24 protein-coding genes are annotated in these 21,107 nt (G+C 42.4%); 12 read left to right on the top strand and 12 right to left on the bottom strand.

What is annotated here, in order from left to right:
- Window positions 1-64: 64 nt before the first annotated feature.
- Complete coding sequence (locus JK628_RS05950) at window positions 65-1,477, bottom strand: peptidoglycan DD-metalloendopeptidase family protein (RefSeq protein ID WP_202288464.1); 1,413 nt, start codon at window positions 1,475-1,477, stop codon at window positions 65-67.
- Window positions 1,478-1,603: 126 nt separating this feature from the next.
- Between JK628_RS05950 and tyrS the strand changes: the two genes are divergently transcribed.
- Window positions 1,604-2,800, top strand: a complete 1,197-nt coding sequence (gene tyrS / locus JK628_RS05955) for a tyrosine--tRNA ligase (RefSeq protein WP_202288466.1) — start codon at window positions 1,604-1,606, stop codon at window positions 2,798-2,800.
- Window positions 2,801-2,903: 103 nt separating this feature from the next.
- On the opposite strand, the gene JK628_RS05960 is transcribed toward tyrS, so the two are convergent.
- The 6 genes from JK628_RS05960 to mtnN form a co-directional block, all read right to left on the bottom strand.
- Complete coding sequence (locus tag JK628_RS05960) at window positions 2,904-3,293, bottom strand: hypothetical protein (RefSeq protein WP_202288468.1); 390 nt, start codon at window positions 3,291-3,293, stop codon at window positions 2,904-2,906.
- A 171-nt stretch (window positions 3,294-3,464) separates the two neighbouring features.
- Complete coding sequence (locus JK628_RS05965; protein ID WP_202288470.1) at window positions 3,465-3,944, bottom strand: nuclear transport factor 2 family protein; 480 nt, start codon at window positions 3,942-3,944, stop codon at window positions 3,465-3,467.
- Window positions 3,944-4,567 (bottom strand): trimeric intracellular cation channel family protein, encoded by a 624-nt coding sequence (locus JK628_RS05970; RefSeq protein ID WP_202288472.1) that lies wholly within the window; start codon window positions 4,565-4,567, stop codon window positions 3,944-3,946. The genes JK628_RS05965 and JK628_RS05970 overlap by 1 nt, the downstream gene beginning before the upstream one ends.
- Window positions 4,564-4,941, bottom strand: a complete 378-nt coding sequence (locus JK628_RS05975; protein ID WP_202289727.1) for a DUF2721 domain-containing protein — start codon at window positions 4,939-4,941, stop codon at window positions 4,564-4,566. Before JK628_RS05975 ends, JK628_RS05970 begins: the two co-directional genes overlap by 4 nt.
- 150 nt (window positions 4,942-5,091) lie before the next feature.
- The gene (locus tag JK628_RS05980; RefSeq protein WP_202288474.1) at window positions 5,092-6,087 is read right to left on the bottom strand and encodes a cobalamin biosynthesis protein CobD/CbiB; all 996 of its coding nucleotides are present in this window, start codon (window positions 6,085-6,087) and stop codon (window positions 5,092-5,094) included.
- A gap of 36 nt (window positions 6,088-6,123) precedes the next feature.
- On the bottom strand, window positions 6,124-6,822 hold the full coding sequence (mtnN, locus tag JK628_RS05985) for a 5'-methylthioadenosine/S-adenosylhomocysteine nucleosidase (RefSeq protein WP_202288476.1): 699 nt from the start codon (window positions 6,820-6,822) through the stop codon (window positions 6,124-6,126).
- 1,594 nt (window positions 6,823-8,416) lie between these two features.
- Here mtnN and JK628_RS05990 point away from each other — a divergent pair.
- The 4 genes from JK628_RS05990 to JK628_RS06005 all read left to right on the top strand — a co-directional run bounded on the left by JK628_RS05990 (window position 8,417) and on the right by JK628_RS06005 (window position 11,022).
- Window positions 8,417-9,265 carry a hypothetical protein gene (locus tag JK628_RS05990; RefSeq protein ID WP_202288478.1) on the top strand — a complete coding sequence of 283 codons (849 nt, stop codon included), beginning with the start codon at window positions 8,417-8,419 and terminating at the stop codon, window positions 9,263-9,265.
- 98 nt (window positions 9,266-9,363) lie between these two features.
- Window positions 9,364-9,744, top strand: coding sequence for a hypothetical protein (locus JK628_RS05995; protein WP_202288480.1), 381 nt, complete (start codon window positions 9,364-9,366; stop codon window positions 9,742-9,744).
- A 108-nt stretch (window positions 9,745-9,852) separates the two neighbouring features.
- The gene (locus JK628_RS06000) at window positions 9,853-10,317 is read left to right on the top strand and encodes a hypothetical protein (RefSeq protein WP_202288482.1); all 465 of its coding nucleotides are present in this window, start codon (window positions 9,853-9,855) and stop codon (window positions 10,315-10,317) included.
- A gap of 453 nt (window positions 10,318-10,770) precedes the next feature.
- Window positions 10,771-11,022 (top strand): hypothetical protein, encoded by a 252-nt coding sequence (locus JK628_RS06005; protein ID WP_202288484.1) that lies wholly within the window; start codon window positions 10,771-10,773, stop codon window positions 11,020-11,022.
- A gap of 414 nt (window positions 11,023-11,436) precedes the next feature.
- On the opposite strand, the gene JK628_RS06010 is transcribed toward JK628_RS06005, so the two are convergent.
- A complete protein-coding gene (locus JK628_RS06010) occupies window positions 11,437-12,591 on the bottom strand; it encodes an IS110 family transposase (RefSeq protein ID WP_202288486.1) in 1,155 nt (384 codons plus the stop codon).
- A gap of 126 nt (window positions 12,592-12,717) precedes the next feature.
- Here JK628_RS06010 and JK628_RS06015 point away from each other — a divergent pair, with 126 nt between their 5' ends.
- The 7 genes from JK628_RS06015 (at window position 12,718) to sodX (ending at window position 16,528) form a co-directional block, all read left to right on the top strand.
- A complete protein-coding gene (locus JK628_RS06015) occupies window positions 12,718-13,113 on the top strand; it encodes a hypothetical protein (RefSeq protein ID WP_202288488.1) in 396 nt (131 codons plus the stop codon).
- A gap of 92 nt (window positions 13,114-13,205) precedes the next feature.
- Complete coding sequence (locus JK628_RS06020; RefSeq protein ID WP_237524158.1) at window positions 13,206-13,673, top strand: nuclear transport factor 2 family protein; 468 nt, start codon at window positions 13,206-13,208, stop codon at window positions 13,671-13,673.
- A 533-nt stretch (window positions 13,674-14,206) separates the two neighbouring features.
- Window positions 14,207-14,674, top strand: coding sequence for a GNAT family N-acetyltransferase (locus JK628_RS06025; protein ID WP_202288490.1), 468 nt, complete (start codon window positions 14,207-14,209; stop codon window positions 14,672-14,674).
- A gap of 354 nt (window positions 14,675-15,028) precedes the next feature.
- The gene (locus tag JK628_RS06030; protein ID WP_202288492.1) at window positions 15,029-15,457 is read left to right on the top strand and encodes a DUF2753 family protein; all 429 of its coding nucleotides are present in this window, start codon (window positions 15,029-15,031) and stop codon (window positions 15,455-15,457) included.
- 64 nt (window positions 15,458-15,521) lie between these two features.
- Window positions 15,522-15,716 (top strand): hypothetical protein, encoded by a 195-nt coding sequence (locus JK628_RS06035; protein WP_202288494.1) that lies wholly within the window; start codon window positions 15,522-15,524, stop codon window positions 15,714-15,716.
- Between the two features lie 8 nt (window positions 15,717-15,724).
- Entirely contained in the window at window positions 15,725-16,222 is a 498-nt protein-coding gene (gene sodN / locus JK628_RS06040) for a superoxide dismutase, Ni (RefSeq protein WP_202288496.1), read from the top strand.
- 15 nt (window positions 16,223-16,237) lie between these two features.
- Window positions 16,238-16,528 carry a nickel-type superoxide dismutase maturation protease gene (sodX, locus tag JK628_RS06045; RefSeq protein WP_202288498.1) on the top strand — a complete coding sequence of 97 codons (291 nt, stop codon included), beginning with the start codon at window positions 16,238-16,240 and terminating at the stop codon, window positions 16,526-16,528.
- A gap of 14 nt (window positions 16,529-16,542) precedes the next feature.
- On the opposite strand, the gene JK628_RS06050 is transcribed toward sodX, so the two are convergent.
- The 4 genes from JK628_RS06050 to betA all read right to left on the bottom strand — a co-directional run bounded on the left by JK628_RS06050 (window position 16,543) and on the right by betA (window position 21,107).
- Complete coding sequence (locus JK628_RS06050; protein WP_202288500.1) at window positions 16,543-17,031, bottom strand: MarR family winged helix-turn-helix transcriptional regulator; 489 nt, start codon at window positions 17,029-17,031, stop codon at window positions 16,543-16,545.
- A gap of 128 nt (window positions 17,032-17,159) precedes the next feature.
- Window positions 17,160-17,864, bottom strand: coding sequence for a TorF family putative porin (locus JK628_RS06055; protein ID WP_202289729.1), 705 nt, complete (start codon window positions 17,862-17,864; stop codon window positions 17,160-17,162).
- 19 nt (window positions 17,865-17,883) lie between these two features.
- A complete protein-coding gene (locus JK628_RS06060; protein ID WP_202288502.1) occupies window positions 17,884-19,101 on the bottom strand; it encodes a BCCT family transporter in 1,218 nt (405 codons plus the stop codon).
- Between the two features lie 305 nt (window positions 19,102-19,406).
- Window positions 19,407-21,107 (bottom strand): choline dehydrogenase, encoded by a 1,701-nt coding sequence (betA, locus tag JK628_RS06065; protein WP_202288507.1) that lies wholly within the window; start codon window positions 21,105-21,107, stop codon window positions 19,407-19,409.

The following is a 21,107-nucleotide window of genomic DNA, read 5'->3' on the forward strand; positions in this document are numbered from 1 at the left end:
TATTGAACTCTTATGTTGGCGTTGATTAAATATATACCCAAGTGAATTTAAGTATAAAGACACGCTAATGCGATGCTATCTGTACCTGCTTATTATGCTCAAGCTCTGTCATCAGTTTTTTACTGACGATGGCAAATGGCGCTTTCTCTTTGCTAGCAATAGCTTCTGACTTAGGTAGTTTGACTGTGCGTGGGTTACGGTGAACGCCATTAACGATAAATTCGTAATGCAAGTGTGCGCCAGTGACACGGCCAGTAGAGCCAAGTGTACCTATGATCTGTCCCTGCTTAACTGAAGCGCCCGTTTTTACTTTGCGCTTTTTAAGGTGCAGGTACTTAGTGGTGTACGTATCGTTGTGCTTAATAAAAACGTAATTACCATTGTATTGATTATAGCCTGATTTTATGACTCGGCCCTTACCTGCAGCTTTAATAGGAGTGCCTACTTTCGCAACATAATCGACGCCGCGGTGTGCTTTTACTTGACCTGTAACAGGGTGTAAGCGACGCGGGTTAAAGCTTGAACTGACATATTTGAAATCAACTGGTGAGCGCAAAAATGCTTTACGCATGCTGCGGCCTTCGGCAGAATAATAGCTACCGTCTTTATACCTAACCGCAGTATAACTGTCACCTTGGTTGCTAAACTCAGCGGCAAGAATGTTGCCGTTGCGTAAGAACTCACCGTCAGCGTATTCCTCTTCAAAAAGTATCGCAAAGTGATCGTCTTTTCTTAGATCTAACGCAAAATCAATATCCCAACCGAAGATGGTCGCCAGCTGCATGATCTGATTTGGAGTTAACCCTGCAACAACGCCCGCATTCCAAAAATTACTCTTAATGGTGGCGTTGGCAAATTTATTGCGGATTTCAACTGTTTTGCTGGCGATACTTTCTTTATAGCCGTTATCGACGCGATTAACGACTAAGGTTGATATCTTGTCAATATGGTAGCGAAGTTGTACCAATTGGCCATCATCATTTTTAGCTATAACCAGCGCATCGCCAGGCATGATCTTTAGCAGGTTCTTTTTGGCTTTTGGTAGTTGAGTCACATCATAAACATCTTTCGCTGTTAGGCCCGCGCGGCTAAATAACGCAGCTAATGTGTCACCACTCTTAACTTGGAAGTGCTTCTCGTTTAATAATGGCGCAACGTCGGCCTGTGTGGCAACTGGGTTAGTCGTAGTTTGAACTTTGCGATGCACCGAAGGCTGTACTAATGGTTGCTTTCGTGACTCGGCATTTTCCATGCTAATGGCTTCAGAGCCAGAGGGTGGCGTGGGAGTACGAAAAGCTAGCGGCACTTCATAACGAGTATTTAAGCCGTATTCCCCGTTTGATGAGACCGTCTGCTTAGATGCTTGGACATCATCCGATGGCATTAAGATAATAATTAGCGTGACAAAAACTAAGATACATAAGAGTATTTGATGTAATTTTGGCAGTAATTTAAATAAAGTTATAACCTTTCCCATTGACCTTGGTACCAAATTCGCGCTTTCTTAGTGATCCCCTTAGTGTACACACTTTCATTTGTGCTGGCTAACAAGTAACATTAGTCCCCAGATTTTATGATTAGGCTCCCAGGAGTAACCGCCGACATGGCTGATTTAGAGCAAGCATTAGCAGAAATTAAACGTGGCACCGACGAAATTTTACTTGAAGCGGATCTACTGGAGAAGTTAAAAGAGGGTCGTCCACTGAAGATCAAATTGGGCGCCGATCCAACCGCACCCGATATTCATCTTGGTCATACCGTCATTTTGAATAAAATGCGTACCTTCCAAGAACTCGGTCATGAAGTGATTTTCTTGATCGGTGATTTCACCGGTATGGTTGGCGATCCAAGTGGCAAAAACAGCACACGTCCTCCGTTAACGCGTGAGCAAGTACTCGCTAATGCCGAAACTTATAAGCAGCAGGTTTATAAGATTTTGGATCCAGCAAAAACACGTATCGAGTTTAACTCTACCTGGTTAGAGCCACTCGGTGCCGCTGGTATGATCCGTTTAGCGTCGCAACAAACGGTTGCGCGCATGATGGAACGTGACGATTTTAAAAAGCGTTATGGTTCTGGTCAGTCGATTGCCATTCATGAGTTTATGTATCCACTACTACAAGGTTATGATTCAGTCGCACTTGAGGCTGATGTTGAGCTCGGTGGTACGGATCAGAAGTTTAACTTGTTGATGGGCCGCGAGCTGCAAAAATCTTCCGGGCAAAAGCCGCAAACTGTGATTATGATGCCACTGCTAGAAGGTTTAGACGGCGTTAAGAAGATGTCTAAGTCGGCGCATAACTATATTGGTGTCAGTGAGCCAGCCGGTGAAATGTTCGGCAAAATCATGTCTATCTCCGATGAGTTGATGTGGCGTTACTTTGAACTATTGTCGTTCCGCCCGTTAACTGAGCTTGAGCAGTTTAAAGCTGACGTTGCAGCTGGCGCTAACCCGCGTGATATTAAAATAGCGTTGGCAAAAGAGATTATTGCTCGCTTCCATGATGAAGCTTCAGCAGATGCTGCGCATCAAGAGTTTATCAATCGCTTCCAAAAAGGCGCAATTCCTGAAGATATCGAAGAGCTTGAGATTGCTGCTGGCGAAGGGATAGCGATTGCTAACTTACTTAAAGAAGCAGGCTTAGTTAATTCAACATCTGATGCGATGCGCATGATCAAGCAAGGCGCAGCCAAGATAGACGGGGATAAGATTGAAGATACCCGTATGCAGTTAACAGCCGGTACTACTGGTGTATTCCAAGTGGGTAAGCGTAAGTTCGCTAAGATCACCTTGGTATAAAGCGCTTTGTTGTAAAAACGGAGGTTTATTGTGCTTGGTGAATTAATTCGCTGAGCGCGTTATACCTGTTGTTATACTGATACTAAGTAAGCTGTTTAGTATTTTAACAACGGTCTGTACCAAAATGCAGACCGTTTTTACATTGCCAAGTTAACTTGGCACCCTCTAATGTCCACAAGCCTTTCTGTTTCTCCATAGACAAAATTAATAGCATTTTTGGATGTTTGTCACTTTGCTGGCTGACACTATAGGTGACAACCTTTCCCTGAAAGTTTTTAACTCTGGCTAAGGAAAAATTTTCTCCTGAATAATGAGCTGAAATAGACTCTGGCGCTTGAGTCCACTTAAGTGACTCTATTTGGGCCTGACTGAGTTGTTGATTAAAGTGGTTAATCGGCTGCACCGCATAAGATACAACCATCGGTTGTTCATAGGCAGAAGCGGAACTACAAAAGAGTACTGATACAGCAAAAATGGTGCGACGGATGTTCATAACGACCTACAGCAAAAAATAAAGTCCCTACTATTTTGACAGGCTGAATTGAAAAAGTTTCCTACAAAACACCTAAATGCGATCTAGCGCCCATTAAGGTTGAATTGATATGCTGCTGTAGCGGTGAAGTATTGAGCTTGCTATTGTGAATTCACCCTAGTTAATGATTATTTACTGAGTTGATAATTGATCGGACATAGTTTGGTAGTCCATTAAATCTTGGTGCTCTTTGATGCGGTTGTTGGTCATGTCGAGACTCAAGGTGGTCACGCCGGGAATGGCGATATCAATGATACGCCCAGGCTTGCCGAACTGCTCCCCTGGCCCCTTGTAACGATAGTTTCCTATTAGCACGACTAGAGAGCCCGAATTAAACATATGTTCAATACTAAAAGTGTATTCAAGTACGCCTTGATGGGCGCGCTTCAAGAAGCTTAATATATGGCGCTTACCTGTGTATTTCCGGCTAGCAGTTCTGTCATTAAACACACTGTCACGATTATAAAATGAGGTTAACTTTGCATAATCTTGGCTAGTAAAAGCCTGAATATACTTGACCGCTAACTGTTGCTCTTTGGGCATGTCGCCGCTGTTAGCAAAGGAAGGAAGGCTGAAAAAAACTAAGATCAAACTGAAAAATCGTAATTTCATTATTGTTGCGTCTTTAAGTCAAAAGCGGGTAAGGACAGATGCCAGCGAATTGCGGCTAATCTAATGATTAAGGCGGTTGCCATTGCAAACAGCAACGCAAACATATCGGGCGCTCCCCAATATAAGCTAACGCTGTAACAGATTCCACCGATTATTGATGCCGTCGCATAGATCTCAGTGCGCAGCACCATAGGTACTTGTTGGCAAAGTAGGTCGCGAATAATGCCGCCGCCAACCCCCGTGATAAGCCCCATTACCACTGCGATCATGCCGCCCAGTTCTAGGCTTAAGGCTTTCTCTGCACCAATAATGGTAAACAGTGCCAGTCCAAATGCATCAGCGACAGGGAAGATATACCGAGGTACTCGTTTCGGCTGGCGCACAAAAATAAATGTGAGTAGCACTGTGGCTAAAATGACAATGATATAGTTGGGATCTTGGATCCAAAAAACTGGCGTTGCGCCCAATATGGCATCGCGAATACTACCCCCACCGATAGCCGTTACCGACGCTAATACAATCACGCCAAACGGATCCATTTTGTGCCGACCAGCGGCTAATGCCCCCGACAGTGCAAATACTGAGGTACCACATAAATCAAAGAAATAGATCCAATCGATCATCTGTCCAGCTCTTTTAGATGGATGTTTAATGCATCAACAGAGATGCGGATCTCGATAACCGATAACAATAGAGAGTAAAGCAGTAATAGCAAACTACAGCCAAAAATAAGCGAGCCGACTTTATTAAAGCCAATATAGATAAAGATCATGCATAACACGCACAACGCAAAACTTAGAACACCTGACTCCTGCATGCGTTTGATAATGCTAATACGCTGACGCAAATTCTTAAGCTGGCTATCGTGAATAGGTTGGCCATCGGAGCTTAAGCTACGAATAAGCGCTGCTAACGCAAAGAAACGGTTGGTATAGGCCAGTAATAGCAAAGAAATTGCAGGAAAGAGCAACGCAGGTGTTGTGAGTGACACATGAATGTTATCTAACAAACGGATAAGCCTTTAATGAGATATTGACCAGAACAAGAATAATACCAACGCCAACAATTTATACAAGATGGTGAACTTTATCTGAGGAAATTAGTATCTAAGTGGTTAATTATAAGCCACTGAAGTCGTTACTGTGGTTTAACCGTTCAATACTCGCAGTGCTCCCCAGATAACAGGTAACAGCACTATCGAAATAATCCACAAGCCAAATGCTATCGAATTGAGCTTTAGGGCACGCTGAATATCACCATCTGCTGGCAGTGGCCCATATTTTAACTTTGGCATGCTGACCTTTTGTTCTGCACTTTTACCGGCCGAGAATTTAGCTGGGCCAGCGAGCTCAATATTTAATGCACTGGCGATAACAGCATTGGTTTGGTACTCAATAATCGGTGTGGCATTAATACGTGGGTTACACAGGGTGGCCAAGCTTTTTGGTCCACCTTGAATGGCAAGGGTAAAGCTCCACAGCTTGGCAGGGATAAAGTGAAGCACTGCACTGAGTGCATACGCGGGCATGCCAAAATAGCGATATTGAGGATTATTAACAGGCCAAGTACTGTCCAGCTGTTTTATCATTCTCGCTATCAGCAGCAGCGGGACTCCGCCAATACAGTAAAAAAATGCCGTGGATGCAATGCCATAAGTCGGGGTGTTGGCAACACGCTCTATGGTGACTTTACTCAGCCCGACACTCGATAGAGATTGGGTGCTGCGATTGAGCCAAGGCAATAGTAGCGCGCGTGCGCGTGCTTTATTGTCACGGCGGATTGAAATCGCCACTTCATTGGCGATATATCTAAAGTGATCATCTTGTAAGCAAACATAGATAATCAAGGCTTCGAAAAACCATGGGAATTCGGCGAGCTCAATGAAGAAGCTAATGATCAACCAAAAAGGCAGGACTAACAGTATTGTCGACAGCATGCCGGCTATGAATTGCTGCGATGATGCTCGATGAGTGTGGTTTACTTTGAGACTTAAACTCTTGGCTAGGTCCGTTAACCACTCTAATGGCTGTAACTGACGTGGCAACGGCGCCATTCTGGCGATAAGAATCGACATTAACAGCACTATAGCACCGATATAAAGTTGACTATCTTGCGAGAAGATTTTCGTAAACTCCGGAACCATAGCGTCTGTTATATCCTTAAATTTCTTCGGTAAGCGTTAGCTAGCTAACTGCTCAATAAGTGCGATAACCATTAATGCTGAATGGTGACCCGCTTTAACAATGTACTCGTCAAAATCGACAGCAGAATCGTCGTTAGCATTATCTGAAAGCGAACGGATAACCACAAATGGCATAGCAAACTGATGACAAACTTGGGCAATTGCAGCCGCTTCCATTTCGCATGCCGCCATTGTTGGGAAGTTTTCTAACATGGTCTTAGTGCGTACTGGGTCGCAAATAAAACTATCACCAGTACAGATTAAGCCTTCAATGGTTTTAACTTCGCCAAGGCTAGCAACCGCTTTTTTGGCTGCTGCAACTAACGCTGCATCTGGAATAAAGGCGGCTGGCTGCTGCGCCATTTGGCCAATTTCATAACCAAAAGCGGTTACATCAACATCGTGATGACGCACTTCAGACGAAATGACAATATCGCCAATCGTTAGGCTATCGACGAAACCACCTGCAGATCCGGTGTTAATTATCGCATCAGGTGCGTACTTTTCGATAAGTAGCGTAGTGGCAATGCTTGCGGTCACTTTACCAATACCAGAGCGAGTAACAATAACCTCTTTGCCAGCTAATTGACCAGTGACAAACTCGATACCCGCAATAGTGGTAGAGGTCGAGTTTTCCATCGACTCAACTAAATGCGCAACTTCTGGCTCCATAGCGCCAATAATACCGATTTTCATGAAATAACCTTTTAACTGCCTGAATGAATATGGGCGCTAATATACCACGGTGATCGGTTTTAGTGAAAAAGCCTTATGGGTAAGGTGGGAGGTTGTGCAAAGTATCGCTTTGCACATGTGCTGGCTAGCGGTAATTGGAACCGCTTTTGCTAAAGTTTAACCCAATAGTGCCCGAAAGAGTGCTGGCTGCTCTATCAGCAATTGTTTTTCCAAATCTAAATCCAAGTCGTGGCGCTTCCCCCATTCTTGTAATCAAGAGTCGAGCCAAGGGGTAAAGCGCTTGTCCCCACTGTTGATTTCACAAGAGTCAATCCCACAGCGCCCCGGCGAAGTTAAATGCATTAGATACGGGCCTCATACTCCAATAAAAATCGCCTAACGCTTCCGATGGGACATCTGATGTAAATGGAGTTACAAATGCCGTGATGGCATGGATGCCAAGGAACGGCCTGTCCCGCGAAAGCTATGCCCACATCCCTGATGGCTCTACGGCATTTTTATCTGCGCACTTCAGCAACTTCGATGGGGAATGGGTGTTTTCTGTTAGCGAGAAGTACTCACCTAGATCTCGGTCTTTAAATTTGAAAACTCAAATGCAGAGAGTTTGCGCTTTTCAAACTCAGTGTAGTCCGGCTGAGGCCTTCGGTTTCAGGGCCAATTCTGTTCCTTACAGAATTTGGCATTTCCTCCATCCCTGGAGGTCTGACGGCGCAAAGCGAGCCTCAGTTGCGTCTGCACATACGCTGACCGCAGGTCTTTGGAACCACTTTGGTCAGCAGCTAACGCATTTATGCCCCATTACGTGTTATCTCCAATAATTTGCCCTATGCAGCACTGACCTCTTTGTAATACTTTTTCTCATCAGTCGGAAAGGTATGGGTTCCGCCTAGCGAGAACCTTTTAGTTAACCAATGCTTGTACTTTTATACAGTAGTATCGGTTTTGTGCGGTTAATCTCTAAATTTTGCGTAATCAGTTCACGGTTTGCTATTGAGTGAAAAGAGAAATAGGCGTAAATTCAGTAAGATGTAAGTGTGCGTTCATGAAAAGTTCAGATAACCGGAAAGCAAAGTGTGCGACTCACTTTTCTCCCTAGGTGTATTGGATACAATCTTAAGCGTAAAGGTTTAATAAGCTGTTATTAATGAACTTTTCAGACTTTTTACTGTGCACGCTTTCTCAACATGGTTTGGCAAAACGCGCACGCCGTATATTAAAATGTTAAAGACGTCTGGGTAGCTTATTTTCGGCATTTGTAAAATCAGTTTTAGACCTATAAACAGATATTTCAAGTCGAAAAGGTGATTGGAAGCGGTCGTGTAAATATGCTAGCTTGACGCAACTCGTTTGCGCCGTTGAACGGGTTCAAAAGGACACAACGAGCACGTCAAGTAAGGATACTCCCTGAAGACAATAAGCTTCCCAGAGGGGCTTCAGTGGAACATCTATTTTTTAGGGATGAAATAAGTTGAACATAGCCTGCAGGCTTGCACTCCAGTCATCCTTAACAACTCGCTTCACGAGACCTGCGGCTCGTGAGCTAGATCGTTATGTTTCTTCTTCTCGGCCGTGTTCAATTAAATAGTAGGATAAAATGGTTAATACTTCTTCTTATCAATCTGACAGTTATGACAGACAATCTCAAAGGTTTGTAATTCCTTTATACACGAAAGACGAGCTTGGTAACTACCTATTCTCATCAACAGGAACTCTGGCAAAATATAAAGGTCATCACTATATCCTATTTGCGGCACATGCATTAAACGACGGCGTTAATTTTGAAAGTATGTATACGTTTGGCCTTGATGGTGATTTTTATCAAATTCTTGGCTTCGCAATAGGCCATCAAGTATTTGAAGACGAAGATTTAGTAATTGTTGATTGCTTCAATCAAGCTTTAGAAAGCAAAAACTATTTCAATTTGGATGAAACGAGTCTAAAAGGGTTTGAAAGAAAGGGATTTGCATGGACAGGTTTCCCTGCAAGTAAGTCAAAATCTAAAAAAGTTCACAAAAGCCATTCTAAAGATGGCTTAGCCAGTAAATTCGTTTACATTGACGAAAGCGGTAATTATTTTAAGAATGCTCGTTATTTTACAATAATTTCAAAAATTCATAAAAATAACAATGTAGAAATCACGGGGGAGTATATCCGTGAAAAGGTTAACTTGAAATATCAAGGTGATGTGAGTACAGGGCCTCATCCTCAAGGGATGAGCGGCGGCCCTATGTATTTCTTCTCTAAGAACCAAGAGTTAAAGGATTGCTTAGATGAAACTTTTAGATTCGCAGGCATAGGCATTGAATATAAAAAGGATAATACAATTATTGGTATTCCAAGAATTAAAGTTATCGAGCTTATCGAAAAGTTTGATAAAGAGAATCCATTGCAATTTTCTGTAGTCCCAGCGGGTGAAGTAGAGCAAGTATTAAGCGAAACATAACAAGCGCTTTAAACGGAACAAAAACAGTTGGTTAGGTTCCGCTTCGCTTCACATTATAACCAACAATTTTTGTCCGCTTAAGCGGGCGTTAGGTGCACATGGGTTCTCCATATCGAGTGCGACTAAAAACTAAGGTGAAAGTTAAATGGTTTGTTCTATTTGCCTTTGTCACAGCTTTAGTTTCAATAGTTATATTCAGATTTGGGAGCATAGGGACTTATTCTGTTTCTGAAGGCTTGTATTTTAAAACCGAAATTCTCTCTGTTAAAGAACACAGTGCAACTGGACCAGCTAGAACAGGATTTTCCGCTAAGTTAAATTTTACAGCTAAAGTGTTAAATGCAGAAAAAAAGCGGGTTGAAGTTGGTGGTATGTGGCAAACGGAAAAAGGTGATATTGTTTGTATTGCTGAATTAATTAACTCCGAAAGTAAAAAAGTAGTTAATTACCTTATAGTTACGGATGAAAAGTGCACCTAACAAGGCGCTCAAGAGGGAAAATTTACAGTTGGCTGTTTTCACTCCGTTCAACAATTTTAGCCAACTACAAATTTCCCCTTAGCGGGGCGTTATATTCTTAGAGGCATTATGAAGCAATTGCTACTCCTTTTTATATCGATGTCTTTTTATGTATCAAGTGCTTTTGGGTGCTCCCCTGGTGTACGATCTCACTTTTATGTAGATTTAGATGCGGAAATAGAATGGAATAGTCATTTATACCCACCTGACATAAAAAACTTAGATATTGTAAGAGGTAAATTTCCTTGTCAGTTTGGAAAAATTAAAATTGAAGTGTCATTTCCAAAAGATAGCTTTTATCTAATTTCAGACGTTGGTTTTTATTTCGTTCAAGAGAATGTTGATATTTTAGACTCTATTTTCCCTAGTTCTCCTTTGATTGCGGTTAAAGATGAAAATGGGAAATTCTACATAGAATTCGAATGGTCTGACTTTAAATTGGATACTAAATTAAATACTTCATTTCGGCTTATGACTGTACTTAAAGATTCAAGAATAAGTAGCGTAAGTAAATTAATGGTAGTTAGCGGCTAAGCCGAATATAACAAGCTAATAAATAAGGACAAATAACAGTTGGTTTTTGCTCCTTCGTCGCGTATTTTAACCAACTGAATTTGCCCATTATTAGGGCGTTAAAGACGTCTGGGTAGCTTATTTTCGGCATTTGTAAAATCAGTTTTAGACCTATAAACAGATATTTCAAGTCGAAAAGGTGATTGGAAGCGGTCGTGTAAATATGCTAGCTTGACGCAACTCGTTTGCGCCGTTGAACGGGTTCAAAAGGACACAACGAGCACGTCAAGTAAGGATACTCCCTGAAGACAATAAGCTTCCCAGAGGGGCTTCAGTGGAACATCTATTTTTTAGGGATGAAATAAGTTGAACATAGCCTGCAGGCTTGCACTCCAGTCATCCTTAACAACTCGCTTCACGAGACCTGCGGCTCGTGAGCTAGATCGTTAGGTAAATAGGCAAACACGGAGTGTTATGAAGTCACCAAAGGATGAAGCAGATAAAAAGTTTTCAGTTCGAGATAACTTAATACTACTTGTTATTGCTTTAGTGTTTGCTGGATTAGCATTCCTCAATATTATTGATGGCTATGCTTTAGGTCGAAATGGCAGGTATTACTTATCGGAAGAGCCTGTCATGTTTTATATCGTTGTAGCACCTAAAATTATTATTTCTTTTATGTGTTTCTATTACGCAGTAAAAAACCATTTAAAGTTTAGAGTATAAATTTACCTAACAAGCTAATAAATAAGGACAAATAACAGTTGGCTGTTTGCTCCTTCGTCGCTTATTTTAGCCAACAATTATTTGCCCATTATTAGGGCGTTGGTATGACTCCCCACGTCAAGCAGAACATGACGATACCGGCCTAAATACTTAAGCCTTTATCTTTTCTTCTCATCCAAATTGGATTGAGCTAACACAGTCGATGAAGCAAGCAATTTCGTCGGTTGTCATGCTGATATCCGTGGATTACTTATCTTTCAATAAGCAGCGCCTACCTTACATAATCCGTCGTGACACCTGTCTTCAGTCTATGTTCGTGGTTCAATACAGAGTTAACCGTATTGCCATCCTAACGCCCTCGGTGATCGTGTCACATCCGATGCTTGACCCACTGTATTAGCTCAAAATCGTTCATCATGCAGGTACTCTCGACAACCGTAGTTTAGGGTTAACATTTGTCAGTACCACTTCTCGTGAAATAGCCCAAATATAAGCAATAATTTCTCTGGCTATGGCTGTCACGACTACGTTGTTATGTTTACCTTTGTACGTGAGTTTTTGGTATCGACGACAAAGCCTAAGCTGCGCTTGCCATGCAATATCAATGATTTCTTTCGGTAAACCTTCTTGTCTTATTTGCATCTCGGTTGAGATCTTAGCGGGGTAGCGATAGGAGTGAGCCCCTTCGACTAATAGCCGCCTTGCTCGACCATTGCCGCATTTCGTTATCGCACCCACATGCCGCTTTCCACCACTTGAGTGTTCCGATGGAACTAGGCCTACATAACTCATTAGTTTTCGGGGATGATCAAAGCGAGTTAAGTCTCCCAACTCAGCAATGACACCTGCAGCAACCAGTAACCTCACTCCACGTAATGCTTGTATGGCTTTGATGACCGGATAGTAACGCCACTTTTTAACGTGATGCTCAAGTTCATTGTCTAGCCGTTTTAGCCTCGCGATCCGCTCTGAAATGGTTTGTAAGTATTCTTGCAAGACAATCTGTTGACTCGGGTGCGGCAATATCAGTTCAGTCAGCCAGCGTAAGTGCTTTAGCGACCAATTAGCGGTGCCCTTATAGTTGATGTTATTTCTAAGCTGAAGCGCTTTAAGCTGGTATTTGGCGTCTTTTAAATCTTTCATCGCGGTCTCACGAGCACGAGATAAATCGCGGATAGCTTCATCTTCAGGCTCTGGAACATAAATCGCGGTAAGATCTTCCGACTTAAGCAGCTTTGCTAATTTAAGCGCATCACGTTTATCGGTTTTAATTTTCTCACCAGGCTTTTTGGGAATAAGTGAAGGGGCTATAACATAGCAACAGTGACCTAGGCTGGTAAGCAATCGGTAGATCCAGTAACCGCAGGGTCCTGCCTCATACACAAAGTGTAAGGTTGCTTCTGGATACTTAGATTGAAACTGCCTAGCAAGTTTGATTATAGACGCTTTGGCACTTGAAACTCGCCCAAAATGAACCGCTTGCGCTCCTCTTTGATCTTCAATATAAGCAACTTCTACAAATTCTTTATGTGTATCAAGGCCAATAAAAAGTATGTTATGTTTATTCATGCTGATCTCCGATTTAGTTTCTTTAACAAAACTATTATGGCTCTGGCTTTCAGCTAACCCACGATTGATTGGAGATCAGCATCTTTAGTGGGGAGTCATTATGTCTAGTAGCCAAGGAGGGGGCAATTGAAGTTTGACGATTTGAAGTCAATTATTGACATAGAAAACGATCTTGAATTGAACCTTATATCTAGTGATTGGGCAATGATTCAAGGTGAAAATTCAGAGCTAGACAATTGGCTAACCAAAGAAGATTTTGAACAATTATTCTCACCCCTCCCTGAATTTAAGAGTAATGAGACTGTATTTGCTTTTGAGACATTTGAACGGATATATAAGTCTACTGGTGAAATCAGGCGGTTGAGTGGTAGCTTTCATTTAAATTGGAAAGATTTTTCTGATTTTCAGGATACTACCGATATTTTGTGTTTCTATTTAGTATCCCCGAAGCTTAGCTGGGTTTTATATGCAAATAGAGATGTTTGGCTGTTTGCAAAGGCTACTAACAAGCCTCTGAATTAAAATTCTCCAAGGCTGTCATGCCATTTGCTGAGCAAATCGCCCGCCAGCACATGGTTCACTTATTAGAGGGGCGTTAGGTATACAAGGAGAGTATGATGAAAAAATCTATATTAGTGTTATTTGTCTTTCTTTTTTCATTTTCTAGTCATGGAAAAGATAATTACACGCCAGAGCAATTAATCGATAAAGCTAAAGCATTTGTCGCAGCTAAAAATGCTCGTCAACAACCCAACACCACAATCAAAGAAATAGAAAATTATATCTCGCTACTATCAGATGACTTCATTGATGAACACGTTAAGTTTAAGTTTACTTACACAGATAAGGCTAAACTCCGCGAGGATATGATCAATAAATTGAAAGATGAAGTCATACATAGCTCAATCGAAGTAAATGAAATAATGGTTGGTGCAAATGTGGTTTTTGTAAAAATGACTGAATCAGGTAAAGTTAAACCTTCTCATATAGACAAAACTATCGAGTACAGTAAAACTAATATTGTCTCACTTGAATTTGATAAATCAGGCTTAGTTAAACATATCCGTCGACATCACGGATAAGTATACCTAACAAGCTAATTAATAAGGACAAAAAACAGTTGGCTGTTTTCGTTCCTCAACATTTTAGCCAAGCATTATTTGCCCATTATTAGGGCGTTAAATAACAAAGAGTTGAAGGCATATTCGGAACGCTTAGCATTTAAGGGGTAGTGATGACGGCACAATAGCTTAGGTTCAGTGGTTCAATGGTTGAGTTACTCACAACTTGACGCAGCGTTACCGCATAATATTTGAGTGCCATACTTTCCCTAATGGCTATCGTTGCATTCAAAGATTAAGTACTAACCAATTTCTGTCCAAAAGTGAGTCGCACATGGTATGTCTATAGTAGGATATTAAAGTCAAAGAGTAATACTCAAGTTTGATGAATAACAAATCTGATGTGGCTACTAAAACCTAAAACCTAAAACCTAAAACCTAAAACCTAAAACCTAAAACCTAAAACCTAAAACCTAAAACCTAAAACCTAAAACCTAAAACCTAAAACCTAAAACCTAAAACCTAAAACCTAAAACCTAAAACCTAAGGCTAATATGCAGATCCGAGTTGGACAATTAGATAGTGAGCAAGTGCTGGTTCTATTACTGGAACATCATCAAGATATGCTGTCGCACTCTCCCGCAGAGAGTGTGCATGCGCTGGATATTAGTGGGCTCGAAGCTGATAACGTCACTTTTTTTGGACTGTGGCAGGGCGAGTTGCTAGCTGGTATTGGGGCACTTAAACAACTTGATAAGCAACATGGCGAGATCAAATCAATGCGCACTTCGGCGGACTTTTTAAGGCAAGGCGTGGCGCATAAAATCTTAGCGCATATTATTACCGAGGCTACGCAACGCGGTTATCAACGTTTAAGTCTTGAAACGGGCTCAATGGCCGCCTTTGAGCCTGCTAAGAAGTTATATCAACAGTTTGGTTTTAAGCAATGTAAGCCGTTCGCTGATTACCAAGAAGATCCCTATAGTGACTTCATGTCTAAATCAATGGCTAATCTACTTTAACTATATTTTTCATGCTCATATAGCATCAGGGTGAGGGCGCAAGCCATTCACTCTGTAGTTTTAAATATGCTCAACGTCAAATATCTGCTTTACTGTTTATTTTTTCTATCAACTCATTCTCAAATTACTCTCTACCCACGCTTAACTCACTTTCACCTTGTCTCGACTTACTCTGGTTTTAACTTCTGGATTGAGCTGAGCTGTCCACTAAGCTGTCTATTACCATTACCCTCAGAATAGACAAATTACGTAAATGCTAAACAAGTAAATTATGTAAGCGGTATTTGAGATCTCTGTTTAACCATGTTAGATTTAAATGATAATCAATATCATTCGCATTGGGTTGGTGGTTAGATGGAAAAATGGCAAGATGTTATGCAGTCGGGAAATCAGCACTATAAAGAATCTGCTTGGATAGATGCTCAATACTGTTATCAACTTGCGGTCTCGATGATTGAGACACAATGGTCGACAGAGGAGGGTGATCGGCAACTGTTGTTTGCATGGATTGCGGGCATGCATAACCTAGCTCATCTGCACGAGCGTCAGCAGCAAAGCGAGATGGCACTACATTTCTTAAAAAATGCCCACGAAAAAGTACTGCAGATGTCGTCTGACAACGCGTTATCTGATCACATCCGTAGCTCAGCATTCCAAAGTTTAAGTTTAACCATTCCTGCGTTGCTTGATTTTGCTAAGCGTCATCCCATTTGCGACTCTTGTGTCGATGCTTTAGAGCAATCCGCTGCGCGAATTGGTGCAGGAACAGCGCAGCTGCATTAACCATAAGCAGTCACCGAAGGGCTTTAAAAGGTCCTCTATTGATACGTTTACATAAGGATTATTTATGAATAATTTCAAAGCTATACCTTTCTTACTTTTGGCATTAACGTCGTCATCGGCGATTGCGCATCCAGGCCATGACCATAGCGCGCCATCTGCTGACTTACTGCACTTATTGTGGGCGGCACCTGTGGCACTGGCTGTTGTTGCAGCAATAGTGGTGATAAGAAAAAGATTAGCTTTAGCAGTACACAAATAGGAGAGCCCATGTTAGCTAAAATACTAAGCAAAATAGATGCGCTTTATCCGCTTGAAACTGTATCTGCACATTGTGATATTCCCTGCAAAATCTACGATCCTATTAGTGCGCAGCTTGCGGTATTAACCATGATTAGAATGGTCGACTTGTTAGATGAGTTACCACAAGGGTCGATGCTAACGGCTAATCAGCAAGCGCAGTTTAGCCGCCTAGTGGCAGATAAAGAGCAGCATGGCCGCAAAGTAAAAGAGGAGATAATAGTCATCTGGGGTGATTACATTAAGCAGCCTCAACTGGAAGCCTACCCAGAGTTACATGAGTTAGTGCATAGCATAATGTTAGCCGCGTCAAAGGCTAAACAACATATCGACAGAGAGGTGACGCTAGATCTACTAACTAAGGTTAACCGCTTTGCTGAAATATTTTGGCTCAGTAAAGGTATAGATGTGTATCGTGCAGTGAGCCCCTATCCGCCTGCGGAGCATGTTGTTTATCCGAAACTGTAATAGGGTATTGAAAGTATGTTTGGTCTTAACGTCAATAAAGTCTCAGGTGACAGCATGTTTCCTAGGCTTAAAAGCGGTAACTTTGTTCTACTTTCTAGTCACTTTAATCTACAGCGATTAAAAGCTGGCGACATTATTAAACTGTTTCACCCTCGCTACGGCTACATAGTCAAAACACTGGTTGGCGTTGACCACTCAGGGCGTTTCTGGTTTAAGGGCGAGAATAAATACAGTGTCGGTATCGATGACATCGGCCCGGTTAATGCCTCGCAAATAAAGAGCAAAGTGATATTTGTGCTGGGTTAATATATCCAACTCAACTAACTCTTAGCAGCGTCATCCGCTTGAATTTGGCCAACCAATAGAACGGGGGCTGCATCTAGCTCATTGGCATCCATCATCGAGGCGATACGCTCAACCGATGATAGCAGTTGGCTTTGCTCCCACTGTTCAAGGTTTTGATAGTGTGTAATAAAATGCTCTTGCAGCGGTTTTGGCGAGCTACTTAATAAGGTTTTACCTGATTCACTTAATGAAAGGTGAACTCTACGCTTATCGGTTTCGCTGCGGGTTCTTATAACTAACTGACGACTTTCCAATTTATCGACTATCGTGGTGACAGTTGCGGGGCTTAGAGACACCTCCTTGGCTATCTCTTTTGCCAATGGCGCATCAAGCTGCTCAATATTTTGCATCACCATCAGCTGCGGGCCAGTTAGGCCTGACTGCTTATTTAATTGGCGTGAATGGATATCAATGGCACGGATCACTCGACGCAATGAGATCAATAATTGTTCATACTTTTCCATAACTTTCCCATGCAACTGATATTAAATTGAAGGCACTATGATGCCATATATAAAAATACGGTATAACGACAGAGCGTTATACCGCATTTTTGACTGCAGGTACAAGAGTATATCGAGTACTGGACTAGTTAAAAGTTAAAGGTTCTTGCAACCGACAATACTGCACGGGTATCGGCGGTGTCGATATCCATACTGGTGTCTTCAACGGCGAGGTTAAAGTCAAAACCTTTCCAGCTGGTCATATACTCAGCACGGTAATGGTTATAGGCTTTTTCGCCATCCCATGCCCACTTGTTCTCATCTGTCGATGTTGAACGGTCAAAGCTGATACGAATATCATGACCATCAGCGACAGTAAATGTGTGTGCAGCCATCATGATGTAGTGACCAGTATCAACACCAAAGTAATCCCATGTGTACCAGAAGTTTAACTCTGACTGACCCAATGAAGAACCATAACCAAACTTAGTATAAACCTCAGGATACTGGTACTCGTCTGAGAATGAGTCGCCATGGTAAGTATAGTAAGCAATACCGGCGTCAAGAGACACGCTCTCACTTAGCTGGTAGAACATGCCGCCGTAAAAATCTAGCTCTAACCAAGTGTCATCACCTGAGCCGTAATCAACGTTTGATGCCCAAGTTCCTACATACCAACCTGCGTCAGCAGCGTAATCAAGGCTAGCCTGTAAAGCGGGGCCATTATCTGTTTGGCTCACACCGTTAAAGGTGTAATCAGATGTTGCGTTGATTGTAGTACTAACGCCTGCAAATGCAGTTGTTGGCAAGGCAATAAGCCCTACTAGTGCAAGATTTTTAATTGTAGTTTTCATCATTTCCCTTTGTTTCTTATTAGTTAGCTAATTCAATTTTGCTAAAATCAATTTTGTTTTCTTTTGGTGAACGCTCAATAGCGGCTACTTTCTTATACTTAGTGGCTAAGATATAACCGAAGCAAGCCAGTATCAGACCAATCGCTAGCGCACCTACCCACTGAATTTCTAGGAAATTTAGTTGGAACAATAAAGTCAGGCCACTCATCAATACGATATTGCCGATGATGTATTTAGTCTTGCCGAATCGCTCAACGGTAAGGTTAAGGTTGTCGGTATAGAGGCGGATCAAGGAGTCGAGTGAGTTGACCACAAATGTGATGCCGACAAACACCATGGCGAGGTTGTAGAAACCTGTGGTGGCGATCTCATTGGCGCTGTAGTAATAAAGCACGGTAAACCACACGGCGATTGGCAGTGATGGGAATACCATCATCGCTATCAACACTTGATAAGTTCGCATCCCGCCAACAAAGCGTGAGGTGAACTGGCCGATCATGATGCTCCAAGCAAACCACCAGAATAGATAAAACTCATGGTAGTCATTCAGTGGCAGTACAAAGTGATGGATATTGCCAAAATAGTCGCCAATCAATGCAAAGGTTGAAACAAACTCACCAATACCACTACCGTCAGATAGGAAAGCGCCAGCCCACATAAGTCCGATCAAGCCTATAAATAACCAAGTACTGGCTAAGCTAAGAATGCGTACATAGCGAATGCTGGTGCTTGAGTACACGGCTACCGCAATAATCACAAATACGATGAGATAGAAGCTGCTGACAATGGTTTCGCCGTCGCCCATTTCGGGTAGATACCAAGGCAAGTTGGTTAATAACAGGTATGCGGTAAAGGCACAGGTACCAATAATCACTACGTTGTTAATAAACTTGATCAGCGGAATTTCGAAGAACTTCACTCTTGGTTCTATGACACAAAAATAGAAACAAGTTAAAAAGTAAAAGGCCCAGATTAGAAATGCCCAGAAGCCAAACTCAATCGCTAATGGGTTGGTAAAACCATATTCTGGACTGGCACCTAAATCGGCATAACCAGCAAACTCTGTTAATGGGAACATGATCAGTCCCACATCTAAGCCTGAGGTAAATAAGATAGCGATAAAGGTAAAGGTACGTACTGGTGTAACACCAACACATTTCACATTACCCCAGCGATAAATTACAAAGGCGATGGCGGCAAAAGTGAATAATATCCCGATAGTAAGCCAAGTAGTCATTATTGATCTCCCAACTTATTCTTAAGATAAAACATAGGTTTAAATCCTTTTTTATTTTATATTTGCCACTTAACAGTAAATTTTGGCTGCAAAAATCCCTCAAGCCTTAACTATCGTTTTAACGAAAGTTAAGGTTTGATAAATTAAACGTGGCGATTAAGACCATTTAGCCCTACTTGGCTTAGGCTGGTCAGTTGCCCATACCCAACAATTTGAAGATGCAGCAGAATGATTGCCGAGCATCTTCAGGTCGTTGGGGACATCGTATTAATTTGCCAATGCAAGGCACTGATAAATTATACGCGCTATCTTGTTGGTGCCTTATTCCGCTGTTGCTGTTGCCAGCCATTAGCGGTAATAACAGCCGCACTACTTGGTGCAAGTGGTGCTTTACCCAAAATCAAGTCTGCGGCGCGTTCCGCTAACATAATGGTGGGTGAGTTTAAATTGCCGTTGGGAATGGTAGGGAATATTGAAGAATCTACCACTCTCAGGTTTTGTAATCCGTGTACTCGCGTTTGCGAGTCTACGACTGCCAGCGCATCTTCGCCCATTTTGCATGAGCATGATGGATGGTAGGCGCTTTCAACTGAGCTTCTAACAAAGCTATCGATCTGTTCATCGGTTTCGACCGCCGTACCCGGTTGGATCTCTTCGCCGCGGTATTCATCCAGCGCAGGTTGATTGATGATCTCGCGAGTCAGGCGCACACAAGCACGGAACCCTTCGATATCATCTTGATGCGATAGATAGTTAAACTGAATACTCGGGGCAACATGAGCATCTTTTGATACTACTTTAACGCTACCACGGCTCTTAGGCTTGTTATGGCCAATATGCACTTGGAATCCGTGACCTGCAAAGGCTTCTTTACCGTCATAACGCATCGCTGCAGGTAAAAAGTGGTATTGAAGATCCGGCCATTCAAGACCCGCTTTAGAGCGGATAAAGCCGCAAGACTCAAAGTGATTGGTCGCGCCAAGTCCTGATTTATTCAATATCCAGCGAGTGCCAATAAACAGCTTGTTCAGTGGGTCAAGTTTGCCATTAAGTGATATTGGTTTTAGGCACTTAAACTGGAAATAGAACTCAAGGTGATCTTGCAAGTTCTCGCCAACACCAGGGAGCTCGTGCACCTGTTCAATGCCTGCACTCGCCAGTGTTTTTGCCGCGCCAACACCAGAGAGTTGCAGTATATGTGGTGAACCAATAGAGCCTGCAGATAACACCACTTCTTTATTGGCATTAACTTCTAGTTGCTTACCCTTTCGCTCAAAATGAACACCAACCGCTTTTTTACTCTCACCAGCTTTGGTTGAAAACAGCACCTTGTGCACCAAAGCATGGGTGATAACGGTGAGGTTTTCACGCTTCATTGCCGGTCTTAAGTAGGCGTTAGATGTTGACCAGCGCACGCCATTTTTAATGGTCATGTGCATTGGGCCAAAGCCTTCTTGCTGGGCGCCGTTATAGTCTGCCGTTGCCAGATAACCCGCATCCACTCCCGCATCGACAAAGGCTTGGTACAGTGGGTTTTTCATGTTATTGCCGTTATTGACCGCTAAAGGTCCGTCAACATCACGATAGTCATCTTTGCCAAAAGCCCAGCTTTCCGCTTTTTTGAAGTAGGGGAGGCAGTGGGCATAATCCCAATCTTTAGCACCCTCTTGCTGCCATTCATCGAAATCCCGCGCATGACCACGTACATAGACCATACCGTTAATCGATGACGAGCCGCCCAATACTTTACCGCGTGGGCAATGCATACGACGATTATCAAGATGTGGCTCAGCTTCAGTTTCAAACTGCCAAGCATACTTACCCGTATTCATTGGAATTGAAAGCGCCGTGGGCATCTGAATAAAGATGCTTTTATCGCTACCACCCGTTTCGAGTAACAATACCTTGTTACTCGCATCTGCCGATAAACGGTTAGCCAGCACACAACCTGCGCTGCCAGCACCGACAATAATGTAATCATATTCTGAGTTATTAGATTGGGTCAT

The sequence above is a fragment of the Shewanella sp. KX20019 genome (genome assembly GCF_016757755.1).
Taxonomy (GTDB): Bacteria; Pseudomonadota; Gammaproteobacteria; order Enterobacterales; family Shewanellaceae; genus Shewanella.

Excerpts from the sequence above, each read along its gene's own strand:
- JK628_RS06035 (WP_202288494.1), top strand. The coding sequence starts at position 15,522 with ATGAATAATTTCAAAGCTATACCTTTCTTACTTTTGGCATTAACGTCG.
- JK628_RS06010 (WP_202288486.1), bottom strand. The coding sequence starts at position 12,591 with ATGAATAAACATAACATACTTTTTATTGGCCTTGATACACATAAAGAA.
- mtnN (WP_202288476.1), bottom strand. The coding sequence starts at position 6,822 with ATGAAAATCGGTATTATTGGCGCTATGGAGCCAGAAGTTGCGCATTTA.
- JK628_RS05960 (WP_202288468.1), bottom strand. The coding sequence starts at position 3,293 with ATGAACATCCGTCGCACCATTTTTGCTGTATCAGTACTCTTTTGTAGT.
- JK628_RS06025 (WP_202288490.1), top strand. The coding sequence starts at position 14,207 with ATGCAGATCCGAGTTGGACAATTAGATAGTGAGCAAGTGCTGGTTCTA.
- JK628_RS05980 (WP_202288474.1), bottom strand. The coding sequence starts at position 6,087 with ATGGTTCCGGAGTTTACGAAAATCTTCTCGCAAGATAGTCAACTTTAT.
- JK628_RS06050 (WP_202288500.1), bottom strand. The coding sequence starts at position 17,031 with ATGGAAAAGTATGAACAATTATTGATCTCATTGCGTCGAGTGATCCGT.
- JK628_RS05950 (WP_202288464.1), bottom strand. The coding sequence starts at position 1,477 with ATGGGAAAGGTTATAACTTTATTTAAATTACTGCCAAAATTACATCAA.
- JK628_RS05970 (WP_202288472.1), bottom strand. The coding sequence starts at position 4,567 with ATGATCGATTGGATCTATTTCTTTGATTTATGTGGTACCTCAGTATTT.
- JK628_RS06005 (WP_202288484.1), top strand. The coding sequence starts at position 10,771 with ATGAAGTCACCAAAGGATGAAGCAGATAAAAAGTTTTCAGTTCGAGAT.
- JK628_RS05990 (WP_202288478.1), top strand. The coding sequence starts at position 8,417 with ATGGTTAATACTTCTTCTTATCAATCTGACAGTTATGACAGACAATCT.
- JK628_RS05965 (WP_202288470.1), bottom strand. The coding sequence starts at position 3,944 with ATGAAATTACGATTTTTCAGTTTGATCTTAGTTTTTTTCAGCCTTCCT.
- sodX (WP_202288498.1), top strand. The coding sequence starts at position 16,238 with ATGTTTGGTCTTAACGTCAATAAAGTCTCAGGTGACAGCATGTTTCCT.
- JK628_RS06000 (WP_202288482.1), top strand. The coding sequence starts at position 9,853 with ATGAAGCAATTGCTACTCCTTTTTATATCGATGTCTTTTTATGTATCA.
- betA (WP_202288507.1), bottom strand. The coding sequence starts at position 21,107 with ATGACCCAATCTAATAACTCAGAATATGATTACATTATTGTCGGTGCT.
- JK628_RS06020 (WP_237524158.1), top strand. The coding sequence starts at position 13,206 with ATGATGAAAAAATCTATATTAGTGTTATTTGTCTTTCTTTTTTCATTT.
- JK628_RS06060 (WP_202288502.1), bottom strand. The coding sequence starts at position 19,101 with ATGACTACTTGGCTTACTATCGGGATATTATTCACTTTTGCCGCCATC.
- sodN (WP_202288496.1), top strand. The coding sequence starts at position 15,725 with ATGTTAGCTAAAATACTAAGCAAAATAGATGCGCTTTATCCGCTTGAA.
- JK628_RS06030 (WP_202288492.1), top strand. The coding sequence starts at position 15,029 with ATGGAAAAATGGCAAGATGTTATGCAGTCGGGAAATCAGCACTATAAA.
- tyrS (WP_202288466.1), top strand. The coding sequence starts at position 1,604 with ATGGCTGATTTAGAGCAAGCATTAGCAGAAATTAAACGTGGCACCGAC.
- JK628_RS05995 (WP_202288480.1), top strand. The coding sequence starts at position 9,364 with ATGGGTTCTCCATATCGAGTGCGACTAAAAACTAAGGTGAAAGTTAAA.
- JK628_RS06055 (WP_202289729.1), bottom strand. The coding sequence starts at position 17,864 with ATGAAAACTACAATTAAAAATCTTGCACTAGTAGGGCTTATTGCCTTG.